At 70.6% G+C, this 14,470-nt stretch carries 10 protein-coding genes; 8 read left to right on the forward strand and 2 right to left on the reverse strand.

What is annotated here, in order from left to right; genetic code table 11:
- Nucleotides 1–67: 67 nt before the first annotated feature.
- Nucleotides 68–2,083 carry a PQQ-binding-like beta-propeller repeat protein gene (locus tag ACN27F_RS17385; RefSeq protein ID WP_421434626.1) on the forward strand — a complete coding sequence of 672 codons (2,016 nt, stop codon included), beginning with the start codon at nucleotides 68–70 and terminating at the stop codon, nucleotides 2,081–2,083.
- 86 nt (nucleotides 2,084–2,169) lie between these two features.
- Here the strand turns inward: ACN27F_RS17385 and ACN27F_RS17390 are convergent, their stop codons facing one another.
- Nucleotides 2,170–3,738 carry a class I adenylate-forming enzyme family protein gene (locus ACN27F_RS17390; protein ID WP_421434627.1) on the reverse strand — a complete coding sequence of 523 codons (1,569 nt, stop codon included), beginning with the start codon at nucleotides 3,736–3,738 and terminating at the stop codon, nucleotides 2,170–2,172.
- On the reverse strand, nucleotides 3,725–5,284 hold the full coding sequence (locus ACN27F_RS17395; RefSeq protein ID WP_421434629.1) for an NAD(P)-binding domain-containing protein: 1,560 nt from the start codon (nucleotides 5,282–5,284) through the stop codon (nucleotides 3,725–3,727). Before ACN27F_RS17395 ends, ACN27F_RS17390 begins: the two co-directional genes overlap by 14 nt.
- A gap of 101 nt (nucleotides 5,285–5,385) precedes the next feature.
- On the opposite strand from ACN27F_RS17395, the gene ACN27F_RS17400 reads away from it, so the two are divergent.
- The 7 genes from ACN27F_RS17400 to ACN27F_RS17430 are packed head-to-tail and all read left to right on the forward strand — an operon-like array spanning nucleotide 5,386 to nucleotide 14,446.
- The gene (locus ACN27F_RS17400; RefSeq protein ID WP_421434631.1) at nucleotides 5,386–6,969 is read left to right on the forward strand and encodes an aromatic amino acid ammonia-lyase; all 1,584 of its coding nucleotides are present in this window, start codon (nucleotides 5,386–5,388) and stop codon (nucleotides 6,967–6,969) included.
- A gap of 34 nt (nucleotides 6,970–7,003) precedes the next feature.
- Nucleotides 7,004–8,584 carry an FAD-dependent oxidoreductase gene (locus tag ACN27F_RS17405; RefSeq protein ID WP_421434633.1) on the forward strand — a complete coding sequence of 527 codons (1,581 nt, stop codon included), beginning with the start codon at nucleotides 7,004–7,006 and terminating at the stop codon, nucleotides 8,582–8,584.
- Nucleotides 8,581–9,657 (forward strand): alpha-hydroxy acid oxidase, encoded by a 1,077-nt coding sequence (locus tag ACN27F_RS17410; RefSeq protein ID WP_421434634.1) that lies wholly within the window; start codon nucleotides 8,581–8,583, stop codon nucleotides 9,655–9,657. The genes ACN27F_RS17405 and ACN27F_RS17410 overlap by 4 nt, the downstream gene beginning before the upstream one ends.
- Nucleotides 9,654–11,039 carry a cytochrome P450 gene (locus ACN27F_RS17415; RefSeq protein ID WP_421434635.1) on the forward strand — a complete coding sequence of 462 codons (1,386 nt, stop codon included), beginning with the start codon at nucleotides 9,654–9,656 and terminating at the stop codon, nucleotides 11,037–11,039. The genes ACN27F_RS17410 and ACN27F_RS17415 overlap by 4 nt, the downstream gene beginning before the upstream one ends.
- A 30-nt stretch (nucleotides 11,040–11,069) precedes the next feature.
- Complete coding sequence (locus tag ACN27F_RS17420) at nucleotides 11,070–12,359, forward strand: cation:proton antiporter (RefSeq protein ID WP_421434637.1); 1,290 nt, start codon at nucleotides 11,070–11,072, stop codon at nucleotides 12,357–12,359.
- 54 nt (nucleotides 12,360–12,413) lie between these two features.
- The gene (locus ACN27F_RS17425) at nucleotides 12,414–13,097 is read left to right on the forward strand and encodes a response regulator transcription factor (RefSeq protein WP_421434639.1); all 684 of its coding nucleotides are present in this window, start codon (nucleotides 12,414–12,416) and stop codon (nucleotides 13,095–13,097) included.
- Complete coding sequence (locus tag ACN27F_RS17430) at nucleotides 13,097–14,446, forward strand: sensor histidine kinase (RefSeq protein ID WP_421434641.1); 1,350 nt, start codon at nucleotides 13,097–13,099, stop codon at nucleotides 14,444–14,446. The genes ACN27F_RS17425 and ACN27F_RS17430 overlap by 1 nt, the downstream gene beginning before the upstream one ends.
- Nucleotides 14,447–14,470: the final 24 nt, after the last annotated feature.

Here is a 14,470-nt window from a genome sequence, read left to right on the forward strand (position 1 = left end):
TTCCATATCCCTCAGATCCATCGCAAGCTATATTCAGATCAATCGATGGACTAGGTCAGGAGGCGGCGTGACATCCGTAACCCGACGACGCACAGCGGCCACCCTAACGGCCGCCGCATTATGCGCGGCGGTCGCCGCCGCGGTCCTCACCTCGACACCGGCAGGCGCGGCCGATGACGCAGAGTGGACAATGGGTGGGCAGAACATCACCAACACCCGCTCAAATCCGGCTGAAACAGCACTCAGCCCGACCACCGTGGGAGACCTGCAACTCGGCTGGCGTTACACCACCCGGGGCGACGTCTCCGCGACGCCGGCCGTGGCGGGCGGTGCCGCCTACTTCCCGGACTGGGGCGGCTACTTCCACAAGGTCGACACGGCGACCGGCGCGGTGGTCTGGTCACGATCGGTCGCGTCGTACGTCGGTGCCACCGGCACCGTGGTGTCCCGTACCAGCCCGGTCGTGGTCGACGACACCGTCTACATCGGCACCCAGACCGGCGCCCGGCTACTCGCCATCAACACGACGAACGGGAACCTGCGCTGGAACATCGCTGCCGACCCGCACCCACGCGCAGTGCTGACCGGCGGGGCCGTCTACCACGACGGTGTGCTGTACCAGGGTGTCTCGTCCGACGAGTTCTCACTGGCGACAGACCCTTCGTACGACTGCTGCACGTTCCGCGGCAACCTGGTGGCCATCGACGCGGCCACTGGCACACAGCTGTGGAAGTCGCACACTCTGCCGGACCAGGGACCGGGCGGTGACATCTTCAGCGGCGCCTCTGTCTGGGGGACCACGCCGAGCATCGACCTGGCCAGCAACACCATCTTCGTCGGTACGGGACAGAACTACTCGGTCCCGCAGAGCGCCCGGGACTGCCAGGACAGTGGGGGCACCCCACAGCAGTGCCTGCCCGAGTGGAATGCCAAGGACTCCATCGTCGCGATGGATCTGACCACCGGTGCGATCAAGTGGAACACCGGACCCGCCCGCTTCGACGAGTGGAACTTCGGCTGCCTGCCCGGCTACCCGCCGAACAACTGTCCCAACCCCGGACCGGACCACGACACCGGCGACGGCACCCACCTCTACGACATCCCGCAGCCGGACGGCACCACCCGCCGTGCGGTCGGCGCGGGCCAGAAGAGCGGCGAGTTCTGGATGCTGGACGCGGCCACCGGTGCGATCATCTGGAGCGCCTCGGTCGGGCCCGGTTCGACCCAGGGCGGTATCCAGTGGGGCACCGCCACCGACGGCCAGCGGGTCTTCTTCACCTCCAGCAACGCCGGCAACATCGCACATCAGCTGCCCGACGGCCGGACGATCGACTACAGCTCGTTCGGCGCCCTGGACGTCGCCACCGGACGGACCCTGTGGCAGGTGCCCGAGCCTCGCGGTGCCCGGTCGATCGGCCCGGTGACCTACGCCAACGGCGTGGTGTACGTCGGCTCGATGAACAACTGGATGTACGCGCTGAACGCCGACAACGGCCAGGTGCTGTGGGAGTACCAGGGCGCTGGTTCGTCCAACGCCGGTCCGGCGATCGTCGACGGCCGGCTCTACTGGGGCAACGGCTACTCGCGCGGCGGTACGTCGAGCACGAGCTTCTACTCGTTCCGGCTGCCACCGGGTCAGACGACGCCACCACCGACCACCGCCCCACCGACCACAGCACCACCGACCACAGCACCACCGACCACAGCACCACCGACCACAGCACCGCCCACCACGCCACCACCGACCACAGCACCACCGACCACGCCACCACCGACCACAGCGTGTAGCGCCAGCTACCGGATCGTGTCGCAGTGGCCGGGCGGCTTCCAGGGCGAGGTGACGGTGCGGGCCGGCAACGCCCCGGTCAACGGCTGGTCCGTCCAATGGGCGTTCACCAACGGCCAGGCGATCACCCAGATCTGGAACGGCACCGCGACCACGAACGGCGCCAACGTGACGGTCCGGAACCTGTCCTACAACGGATCACTGCCGGCCACCGGGACCACCACGTTCGGCTTCCTCGGCAGCTGGAACAACAGCACCAACGCGATACCGGCCCCGGTGACCTGCACCAGCCCGTAACCCACTGGTCGGCAGCAGGACTGGTGACACGAGGCCCGCGCCGAGGTGCGGCAGCACTGGCCGCACCTCGGCGCAGGCCGGGCTCGTCAGGCCCGCAGACGTCGTTTGTCGGGCTTTCCGCTGGGTGCGACCGGCGCCACGTCGATGAAGGTGATCGTGCGTGGACGGCTGGCCTCCCCGAGCCGACCGGCGACCAGCTCGCTCAGGTCCGCCGGGTCGGGTCGCTGCCCGGTGGCCGGCACGACGAACGCATGCACCGCTTCCCCACTACGCTCGTCGGGCGCACCGACGACATACGCCTCGGCCACTGCCGGATGGCTGGCGAGGGCCCGCTCGATCGGGCCCGCATACTGGATGTTGGCATCGACGATTATCACGTCTCTGGTACGCCCCAGCAGATACAGATAGCCATCGGTGTCGATCCGAGCAAGATCACGGGTACGTACCCAGCCGTCGATGAACACCCCGGCGGTCTCGGTCGGATCCCCCCAGTAGCCGCTGGCCTGTGCTGGAGTGCGGACGAACAGTTCGCCCTGCCCGCCGGCCGGTACCGACCTCCCGTCGCTGTCTCTGACCTGCACCTCTACCGCCGCCGGCGGTCGACCTACGCTGGCCCGCCTGACCGGCACGGCGACCATCTCAGCCGGTGTCAGCATGGCGATCATGCCGGTCTCGGTCTGGCCGTAGCCGTGGTAGACGATCGGCCCCAGCACGTCCAGCGCCTCCGTCAACCGGTTCGGCTCCAGCGGCGAACCGGAAACCAGCAGAGCACGCAACGAGCTCAGATCGACCGGATCGGTACGCTGGCCGGCGACCAACTGGTGCAGCCGTGGCACGGTGATGACGCTGGCCGTCGCGCCCAGTCTGGCGATCGCATGCGGTAGGAACGGCTCGGGCCCTCCGGTCGGCTCTGCCACCACGGCGGTCCCGCCGGCGGCCAGAGTGAGCACGGCGTACTCGATCATCACCTGGCTACTGAGCGATCCGAAGACCAGATAGCGCGCCAGGTTGGCGGCCAGGTCGCGCACGGCCGGGGGCCACTGGTCGGGGCACGCCGCCCAGGCCGCGCCGAGTGCGGCGTACGTCTGGACACAGCCCTTCGGATCGCCCGTGCTGCCGCTGGTGTAGATGATCCGCCCGCCGTCGCCCGGATTGCCGGCACAGGCCAGCGCCGATGCCGACGCCGGCTTCGTGAGCAGGTCGACGGCCCCGCCGACCGGGCCGACGGCGAGCAGGTCGAGGCCGTCGGCGGCGGCCCGAAGCCCCGGGGTGGCCGTGGCCGGATCGACCACCACCGCGGCGTTGGCAGGCACCGTGGCGCCGCCGGTGAGGACATGGCGCAACTGGGCCGGGGTCAGCCCCGGCCGCACACCGGCGACCCGGGCACCAACCACCTGGGCGGCGATCATCGCGGCGAACGCCTCCGGCGACACCCCGAGCGCCATCGCCACGCCGTCACCCGGCCCGATCCCTGCGGCACGCAGTCCGGTGCTGATCCGGCCGATGGCATCGAGCAGCTCGGCACCGGTGACGCCGCGCGGGCCGTGCTCGAACACCGGTCGGTCCCCGCTGGTGGCCAGCAGGTCCAGAATCGGCTGCGGGTGTACCGGCGAGGGACCGAACGGTTGCAGACCAGCCGGCTCAGTTGCCGGCATCGTTGAGGCACTCCTTGACGAACACGGCCAGCGGCTGCTGGTGCACGGTCGCCAGGTCCCACTCGTTCTCCAGGTTCTCGGCGAGGTGATGCGCCGAGCGCACCTGACCACCGAGGTGGAAGCGCACCACCGGATGCAGGTAGGTGGCGTCGTGCGCGGCCGACGCGTCGTTCTCCGCGACCCGGGGCACGGACACGTCGAACGGGTCCACCGCATCGTGGTCCGCCCCGTACTCCAGAGTCGCGGCGAAGGCCGGCAGGCTGGCGCCGAGCCCGCCGTCGGTCAGGTACGCCAGCGGGACTTCCTCGTGGTAGTACGCGAACCCGTCCGCTCCGATGGTGACCACGTCGGCGAGCACACCGAACTGTTGCCACAACGCCGAGGAGCGGTTGATCCGGGCGATCAGCGCGTCGGTGATCGCCTCGGGGGTGGCGTCCAGCCTGGTGGTGGGCCAGCCGGTGCCGTGGTAGCGGGCACCGAGAATGCGGTGCAGCGCCCGTATGCCGTAGCGGAAGCCGTGGATGAAGCCGCTGGTCGACTTCTTGAAGTCGCGTTGCTGGCTGAGCGTGCCGGCGAAGTACAGATCGGGCACGGTGGTCGATTCGAACGCCGGGGTCTGCTCGGGGAAGCGGTCGTTGATGACCAACTGGGGTCGGCAGGTGTCGTCGAAGATGCTGGCGTCGAAGCGGAATCCGGTGCACGCGATCACCCGGTCGTACTCGATCTCCCGGATCGCCTCCACCGTGCGGGCGTAGCGGAACCGCACCAGGTAGCGGCCGTCGTCGCCGCGGATGATGCTTTCGATCGTGCCGTCCAGCACCGCGTTCTGCGACTTCAACTGGTACGTGTCGAGGAAGTTGTTGTTGACCGCCCGCAGGTGTCCGACGTAGTGCGACTGCCAGGCGAACCGGACCGAACGCGGCCCGGCGACGTGGATGACCGCGGCGGTCTCCATCAGGGCGTCGGCGGTTTCGAAGCCGGAGTTGCCCTTTCCGATGATCATGACTCGCTGGTCGGTGAAGTCGTCCGGATCGACGCTGACGGTGTCGTAGCGTTCGGCCGTCTCGATGCCGGGGATCGGCGGGACGTACAGTTGCGACACCCCGGTGGCGACGACCAGCCGGCGGGCGTGCCAGGTCCGGCCGCTGTCGTCGAGCACCGCGAAACCGTCGGCGTTGCGGCTCACCCGGACCACCCGGGTCTGGTACTCGACCCGTACGCCACTGGCCGCGGCGAAGTCGGCGAGGTAGCGCACCAGGTCGTCGGCGGGCGGGAAGTACCGCTTGCTGTAGCGGGTGAACAGCAGCTCCGGGTCGTCGCTGAGCAACGAGTTCCAGTCCATCCGCAGCCGCATCTCGGCGTCGTCGAATCCGGTGTGGACCTTGTTGATAGAGATGAGCTGCCGGTGCCTGGGATAGGTGGTGAAGAACGTGCCAGGCCCGGCGCCGGCCTCGAGGACCGCGTAGTCGTGGCCGTCGCGGTGCATCAGGGCGGCGAGCTGAAGTCCCGCGGGCCCGGCACCGATGATCAGATAGTCGTGTGCCATACGCGCGACGCTAGCGACACGGATTCAGAGATTACTCAGATTCAATCGACCCTCGATCCGCCCTGAGAGCGTTCTGAGATTCCGTGGCTACGGTCGGCCAGGTGACCAGCCGTACGGCGACTGAGATCGATGTCATCGATCTGACAAGCCCCCTGCACCCGGCCGACCTACGGCGCGTGGCTGGCGCAGTGAACATCGAGGTCACTGCGGCGGTACGTGGCCGGGTGCAGGGTTGCCGTTCGTATTTACGGACGGTGCTCGGTGGCGACCGGACCGTCTACGGTGCCACCACCGGCTTCGGCGCGCTGGTCGGCTTCGCCGGCCGCGACAACGAGGCCGACCAGGCCGACAACACGCTGGCCCATCTCGGTGCCGGACAGGGTCCGGACATCGAACCGGCGGTGGCCCGGGCCGCGATGTTGATCCGGGTGTGGTCGCTGGCCCAGGGCGCTTCGGGCGTCTCACCGCACGTGGTCGACGCGCTGGTCGCCATGCTCGCGACCACGTTCGCTCCGGCGATTCCCCGGTTCGGGTCGGTCGGTGCCAGCGGTGACCTGATTCCGCTGGCCTACGCCACCGGGTCGTTGCGCGGTCAGGGCTGGGCCTATCTGGACGGTGAGCGGCTGTCGGCCGGCGAGGCGCTGCGCCGGGCCGGGTTGACGCCGTTGACACTCGACGGGCGGGACGCGCTGGCGCTGGTGAACGGCACGTCGGTGACCACCGCCGCCGCCGCGACCGCGCTGCACGCGATCCGCGTCGCGCACCGGTCCGCGCAGCGGCTGGCCTGCCTGCTCGCCGACGTGCTCGGCTGCGACACGCGACAGTTCCTGCACCCGCGGCTACTCGCCGCGTACGGCCATCCGGGCGCCGTCGACGTGGCCGCCCGGATGCGCGGGCTGCTGGCCGGGGCACAGCCGTCGGGCACCCGGCCGCTGCAGGAGGCGTACAGCATCCGGTGCGGCCCGCAGTTGCTCGGCGCGGCGGAGGGTGCGCTGCGTTACGCCGACGAGGTCGTGGCGGCGGACCTGGGTGGGGTGAGCGACAATCCGCTCTTCTTCCCGGATGACGACCTGGTGCTGCACGGCGGGAACTTCTTCGGTCAGCCTGCGGCGTTCGCCGCCGATCTGCTGTCGATGGTCGCCGCTCAGGTCGGCAACCTGGTCGAGCGGCAACTGGATCTGCTGGTCGACCCGAACCGCAACGGCGGCCTGCCGCCGATGCTCGCCGCCGGCCCCGGCCAGCAGCACGGGCTGCAGGGCGCGCAGTTGGCAGCGACCGCGCTGATCGCGCAGATCCGCCGGGAGGTCGCCCCGGTCAGTTCGCAGAGCCTGCCCACCAACCTGCACAACCAGGATGTGGTGCCGTTCGGCACGCAGGCCGCGTTGCGCGCGGTGGATCAGGCACGGCTGCTGCGGCTGCTCTGCGGTTCACTGGCGGTCGGACTGCGCCAGGCGGTGCACGTGGGTGCGCGCCGGCCAACCGCGCCGGGGTGCGCGCGACTGTTCGACCAACTGGTCGAGGTGGTACCGGCGATCGATCCCGATCGCCCGCTCGATCGGGACGTACGACGGGCCGCCGACCTGCTCGACCAGGTCGACGACGCCGCCGGCCCGGGCGGCACCGCCGACGCGAGCGAACCGGCCGGGTCCGGGCAGGTCGGGTCCGGGCAGGTCGTAAAGAGCTGAATTTGTTGTGATTTGTCCTTCATAGCGTCAGGTGGTGACTTCAGCGATGCTCGACTATCTGATCATCGGGGCGGGCCCGGCCGGGCTACAGCTCGCGTCGCTCTTCGAGCGGTCCGGACAACCGTCCTACCTGGTGCTCGAAGCCGCCAGCGGGCCAGGTGCCTTCTTCGAGCACTATCCGCGACACCGCCAGTTGATCTCGATCAACAAGCCGCACACCGGATCGACCGACCCGGAACTGAACCTGCGGCTGGACTGGAACTCGCTGCTCAGCGACGACCCGGAGCTGCTGTTCACCCGCTACACCGAGCGGTACTTCCCGTCGGCCGACCTGATGGTGCGCTACCTGGCCGATTTCGCCGCCGCGACCGGCGTACAGGTTCGCTACGAGTGCCCGGTGGTCCGGGTCGCCCGCGAGGCGGCCGGCGGGTTCGCCGTCACCGACGGGTCGGGCACCGTCCACCACGCACGCTGCGTGGTGGTGGCGACCGGAGTGTCCCAGCCGCACGTCCCGTCGGTGCCCGGCATCGAACTCGCCGAAGGGTACGGCGACATGCCGGTCGATCCACGGGACTTCCTCGACCAGCGGGTACTGATCCTCGGCAAGGGCAACTCGGCGTTCGAGACGGCGGAGAACCTGCTGGAGACCACCTCGCTGATCCACGTGGCCGGCCCCGGCTCGATCCGGATGGCCTGGCGCACCCACTACGTCGGCCACCTGCGCGCGGTGAACAACAACTTCCTCGACACCTACCAGCTGAAGTCGGCCAACGCGATCCTCGACGGTGAGGTGCGCGGCATCGTCCGCGACGCGGACGGCTACCGGGTGACCTTCAGCTTCAGCCGGGCCAACGAGGTCGTCAAGGAGTTGCGTTACGACCGGGTCCTGGTCTGCACCGGCTTCCGGTTCGACCCGTCGATCTTCGCCGAGGACGTCCGCCCGGAGCTGGCGATCAACGATCGGTTCCCGGCCCAGACGCCGGAATGGGAGTCGGTGAACGTGCCGGACCTGTTCTTCGCCGGCACGCTCAACCAGCAGCGCGACTTCAAGAAGTCGACCAGCGGCTTCATCCACGGCTTCCGGTACGGGGTCCGCGCGCTGCACCGGATCCTGCAACGCCGCTACGCCGGTGAGGCCTGGCCGGCCGAGAAGATCGACGCCGAACCGGCGGCGATGGCCGACGCCATCATCGCCAGGGTCAACCGCACCTCGGCGCTGTGGCAGCTGTTCGGGGTGCTCGCCGACGTGCTGACGGTGGCCGGACCGGACGCCCGCTACCACGAGGAGGTGCCGGTCGACTACCTCGTGCGTACCGGACTGTCCGCTCCCGACCACGAACCGACGCACGCGTTCGCGATCACCCTGGAGTACGGCCCCGAGCACGACCAGGTGGACCCGTTCGACGTGTCGGTCGGCCGGATCGCGCAGGACTCGGTCGGCGAGGCGCACGACGCGGCGTACCTGCATCCGGTGGTGCGCCTGCACCGCGACGGCGCGGTCGCCGCGGTCCACCATCTGGCCGAGAACCTGGAAAACCAGTGGGACCGCCCGGACGTGCACCGGGCGCCGTTGGTGGCCTTCCTCGAACGCTGCCTCGCCACCGCGGACAAATGACCAGCCCGACCTCGGTGAACGTGGCCGACCTGCGGGAGGTGGCCCGCCGTCGGCTCGACCCGGTGCTCGACAGCTACTTTGCCGGCGGGGCCGGCGACGAGCGGACCCTGCGCGACAACGAGGCCGCCTTCGACGCCTACCGGATCCTGCCCCGGGTGCTACGCGGCGTCGGCACCCGCGACCTGCGCACGAAGCTGTTCGGCGAAACCATCTCGATGCCGGTGCTGGTGTCACCGACCGCGTTCCACCGACTCGCTCACCCCGACGGCGAGGCGGGCTGCGCCCGGGCGACCGCCGCCGCCGACACGATCATGGTGGTCAGCATGGCGGCCACCACCGCGATCGAGACGATCGCGGCGGCCGCCGCCGAGGCGGACCGGCCACCCCGGCTGTGGTTCCAGCTCTACCCGCAGCCGGACCTGGCGTTCACCGAGTCGGTCGTCCGGCGGGCGGAGGCCGCCGGCTGTGGCGCGTTGGTGGTCACCGTCGACTCGCCGGTGTTCGGCCGGCGGGAGCGCGACCTGCGGCACGGCTTCCTCGACCTGCCGGACGGGTTGTGCTGCGAGAACATGCGCGATCCGGAGACCGGCGGAATCCGGTCGATCGTGATGGATGCCGGACTGGACTGGTCACGGATCGAGTGGCTGCGCCAGATCACCCGGCTGCCCATCGTGCTCAAGGGCATCCTGCATCCGGCCGATGCCGCGCTGGCCGCGCGCCACGGCGCCGACGCGGTGCTGGTGTCCAACCACGGCGGCCGGCAACTCGACGGCGTGCCAGCCAGCATCGACGCGCTGGGCGCCGTGGTCGACGCCGTCGGCGGGCAGCTCCCGGTACTGCTGGACGGCGGGATACGCCGGGGCACCGACGCGCTCACCGCGCTGGCGCTCGGGGCGGTCGCCGTCGGCGTCGGCCGTCCCGTGGTGTGGGGGCTGGCCGCCGCCGGCGAGGCGGGCGTACGGCAGGTGCTGGAGCTGCTGCGCGCCGACCTGGACCGGGCGATGGCGCTGGCCGGGGCCGGCAGCCCGGCCGAGCTCACCCCGGATCTGATCCGACCGGTGGTACGCCGATGACGCCGCCCGCCGTACAAATGCCGCTCGCCGTGCTGATAGCCGTGGTCCTGCTCGTCGTGGTGTGGACCCTGCCGCGGTGGTTGCCGCCAGCGGTCATCGGGTTGCGGCAGTGGGTCTTCGCCCGGGTGAACGGCACCGAGGGCATCGCGGTGCCCGGGCCGCTGGTCGGGGCGGAGCACTTCGAGCGGGTGTACGCCGATCCGGCGGCGGACGGACGCAGCCGGGGAGCCGGGCTGTCCGACCTGTTCTGGTACTGGCTGTCGCCGGGGCCGCAGATGCATCAGGAGCATCTGGAGCCGGGTGAGCGCTACCGCACCGTGGCCCGTACCACCCGGCAGGTGCTGGCCGTGCCGCACCAACGGTCTGCCGAGCTGGCGGCCTCGGCCACCGGCCGGATGCTGGACCGGCTGCCGGCCGAGGGGGTCGCCCGGGTCCGGTTGCGCGACGTGATGATGCCGGTCTGGGCAGAGGTCTACTACGAGTTGGTCTTCGGCGAGGCGTGCCCGCCGGACGCCCGGGCGTTGATCGTCGCGAACGCCGACGACGTGGTCACCGCGCTCAAGTGCTGCGGTCTGCGGCATCTGGACCGGCGGGCGCGGCTGACCCGGTACCTGCGCGGGCGCATCGACGCGGGTACCGCGCCGGTGGTACTGCCGGCGCCGTTCACCGCCGAGGAGACGGCCTGGTACCTGCAGGGGGCGTTCTTCAACACCGCGGTCGTGCAGATGTCCGAGGCGATGGCGCACCTGTTGCTGGCGATCGCTCAGCATCGGCCGACCCAGCAGGCGCTGCGCGAGGCGCTCGCCGGCCCGGCCGAGCAGGCCGACCGGATGCTGGATCGGGTGATCGACGAGACGCTGCGGGTGCATCCGCTGTTCGGGGTGGCGCACCGGATCACCTCCGCGCCGATCGAGGTGGACGCCACGACCACGCTGCCGGCCGGCTCCGTGCTGCTGTTCAACTACCTCGCCTACCAGCGCACCGGTCCGGCCGCCGACGGCGAGTTCGATCCGGACCGCTGGCTGGAGCTGCCCCGGCGCGAAGCACACTTCGTCCCGTTCGGCGTCACCGCGAACCGCGCCTGCCCGGCGCGCGGCGTCGCACCGGTGATGATGCGGGCGGTGACCCATGAGGTGCTGCGCCGGTACGCGTTGGTCTCCTCGGTCCGCCACGACCGGTCGTTGCCGAGCCGGGGCCCGTGCTTGCTCGTACCAGCCGGAGCCCGGCGGCCAGGGCCGGTCCGGCTGTGGCTGATGCGCACCGCCGACCGCTGGGCCGACGTCCGGCGCAGCGTCGTCCAGCTGGTGCTCGGCAGCGTGATGGTGATCGACGCACGCCGCCAGCGGCTGTGCGCGAGCTACTTCGAACAGACCGGGCGTTGATCCGCGCGGTCGACCCCTGGTGGAGGGCCAATGAGTCCGGTCGATCTGGCACCGCGGTTCTTCCTCGCCGTGGCGGTCATCCTGCTCTGCTGCCGGGCGGTCGCCTGGCTGCTCGGCAAGGTCGGCCAGCCGGCGGTGGTGAGCGAGATGCTCGCCGGTGTCCTACTCGGACCGTCGCTGTTCGGGCTGTTCGCCCCGGCCGCCCAGGATGTGCTGTTTCCGGAACAGCTGTACCCGGTGCTGTACGTGGTGGGGCAGGTCGGCCTGGTCATCTTCATGTTCCAGGCCGGATACGCGTTCACCACCCACCGCGTGCCGAACCTGTTCGGCACCGCCGGAGCGGTCTCGCTCGCCGGAGTGCTGGCCCCGCTGGGCCTCGGTGCGCTGCTGGTGTTCGCCACCGCGGCGCACGTCCCGATTCTGGCCCCCGGCGTCCCGTTGGCCGTGTCGGCGGCGTTCGTCGGCGTCACCCTGGCCATCACCGCGTTCCCGATGCTCGCCCGGATCATCACCGAACGCGGGCAGGCGGGCACCCGGCACGGCTCGCTCGCGCTGGCCAGCGGCGCGATCGACGACGTGGTGGCCTGGGTGTTGCTCGCCGTCGTGCTCGCCGCGGCCACCGGCCGGCCCGGTCCGGCCCTGGTCACCATCGGCGGGGCCGTCCTGTTCGGGCTGCTGTTGTGGCTGGTCGGTGCCCGGGCCGCGGCGGCGCTGATCCGCGATGGCCGGCTAGGTGACCAGTCCCGGCTGTTGGCCATCGTGGCGTTGCTGTTCGCGGTGGCCTGGTACACCGACGAGATCGGGCTGTACGCGGTGTTCGGCGCCTTCGCGGTCGGCGCGGTGATGCCGCACGATCCCCGTACCGATCGGGTCGTGGAGACGCTGGTTCCGGTCTGCCAGACCGTCTTCCTGCCACTGTTCTTCACCTACTCGGGCCTGCACACCGAGTTCGGTCTGCTCGCCCGACCGTCGGTGCTGATGTTCGCCCTGGCCTGCGTGGTGGTCGCGGTCCTCGGCAAGTTCGGCTCGTGCTGGCTGGCGGCGCGGCTGCGGGGCGAGACCAACGGTGTCGCGTTGCGGGTCGGCGCCTTGATGAACGCTCGCGGGTTGATGCAGCTCATCGCGCTCAATGTGGGATTGACCGCCGGAGTGGTCAATCCCACACTGTTCACCGCGCTGGTCCTGGTCGCGTTGGTGACTACCCTGATGACAACGCCGCTGCTGAGCCTGTTCGAGCGGGCCGAGCGCGATCATGGCGGCGGGACGGGGCCGTCGGCTACGGTGGCCGGGACGCGCCCCGCGCCCGCAGAAACTCCCTAGAAATCGTTTTCGGTCTATGCCTGGCCAGATATGGTATGCGATTCTCGACACGTGATGACGGCAAGTGTGGCGCCGCCACCCGCCCACCGCCTGCTGCTGATCGAGGACGACGCCGACCTCGCCACCATGCTGGCAGAAACACTCGCCGACGAAGGCTACGAGGTCGATGCCGCCCGGGACGGACAGCGTGGCCTGCATCTGGGGCTGACCCGGTCGTACGACGTCATGGTCATCGACCGGGTGCTGCCCGCGATCGACGGGCTGCACGTGTTGGCCCGGCTACGTTCCCGCGCGGTGGCGACCCGGGCGCTGATGCTCACCGCGCTCGGCGCGGTCGGCGACCGGGTGGCCGGGTTGGACGCGGGGGCCGACGACTACCTGGTCAAGCCGTTCGAGTTGGACGAGCTGACCGCCCGGCTACGGGCCCTGTGCCGGCGGTCCCTGGACGCCGCCGAGGCGGTACCGGTGGGCGGCGGCTGGCTCGATCTCGGGCTGCGTGACGTGGTGCTGCCCGACGGGGTCCGGGTCGCGCTTTCGCTGCGGGAGTTCGAGCTACTCCGGGTGATCGCCACCCAGCCGACCATGGTGCATTCCCGGGCCGGCCTACGCCGGCAGGTCTTCGACGATGCCACCGCCACGTCTATCGTTGACACCTATGTGTACTACCTGCGCCGTAAGCTCGGCCGGACGGTGATCCGGACGGTGCACGGCATCGGCTACCGGCTCGGTGCGTTGTGATGCCGCCGCTGTCCGCCGCCCGACCGGCCAGGTCCCGATCGGCCAAGTCCCGGCCGGCCACGTCGCAAACGGTCACGTCGCAGCCGGCCGGGCCGTCCTGGGCGGCCGCCGAGCGCACCGTCATCGCGCGGGCCCGGTTGCGGGTCGGCATCATGGTCGGCCTGGCGGTGACCACGCTGGTCACCCTCGTCGGCGGCATCGCGTACGCCATGCTCGTCCACGGGCAGCAGGAGCAGATCCACCGCGAGCTGCTCTACACGGCGAGCCGCAGCGACCCGTCCGGCCCACCGGGATGCACCTGGCTGTTCCTGCTGCACGGCAGCCAGCTGCAGGTCGGCTCGGTGCCTCCACCCGCCGGGTTCCCGCTGCGTAGTGCGCTGGACACGGTCGCCGCCACCAGGGCCGCCCAGGAGACCACGGTCAAGCGCAACGGCACGGTCTACTTCGTGCTGACCCAGCCACGCGGCGGCGACACCATCCAGGCCGTGTTCGACGCCAGGTATCAACTCGCCGACCGCCGACACCTGCTGCTGGCCCTCGCCGTGACCGAAGCGATCGGGCTGCTGGCGGCACTGGCCAGCGGCATGGTCGTCGGCTGGCTCACCGTCGCGCCGCTGGCCGAGGCACTGGTCCGGCAACGGCGCTTCATCGCCGACGCCAGCCACGAACTGCGCACGCCCATCGCCCAGGTGCACACCCGGGCTCAGGTACTCGCCCGACGGGCCCGCAACGGCGCGCTGCCACCGGATTACACCGCCGATCTGGACCGGCTGGTCGGCACCACCCGGCGGCTTGGTGAGGTGGTCGACGACCTGCTGTTGTCCGCCCGGCTCGCGGCCGCCCCGGCCGATGCCAGGCCCGCCGACCCGGTGGATCTGGCCGCTCTCGTCGAGACCGCGGTGCTCGCCGAGAGCGACCGGTCGGACGAGTGCGGCGTGGTCATCGCGCTGAGCCGGCCGGATGAGCCGCTGTCCGTGACCGGGGTCGAGTCGGCGCTGCGGCGGGTGGTGAGCGAACTGCTGGCCAACGCGCTGCGGCATTCCCAGCCGGGCGGCCGCATCGACGTGCTGGTACGCCGCAGCGAGCTCGGCGACGCCATCGAACTGATCGTCGCGGACACCGGCGACGGCTTCGACCCCGACGACCGCATCTTCGACCGGTTCCATCGCGGTGCCGGAGCCGACCGACTCCGCGTCGGCCTCGGGCTGGCCCTGTTACGCGAGGTCGTCACCGCGCATCGGGGCACCATCGAGGCGGCCGGACACCCGGGCAAGGGTGCCATGTTCACCGTACGGCTGCCGGCCACGGTCAGTCCCGCCCGGCAGGCAGCGGTACGCCTCGCCGGCTGATCCGTCCCGATATCGGCTACCCGA

The sequence above is a fragment of the Solwaraspora sp. WMMB335 genome, assembly GCF_049179075.1.
Lineage (GTDB): Bacteria > Actinomycetota > Actinomycetes > Mycobacteriales > Micromonosporaceae > Micromonospora_E.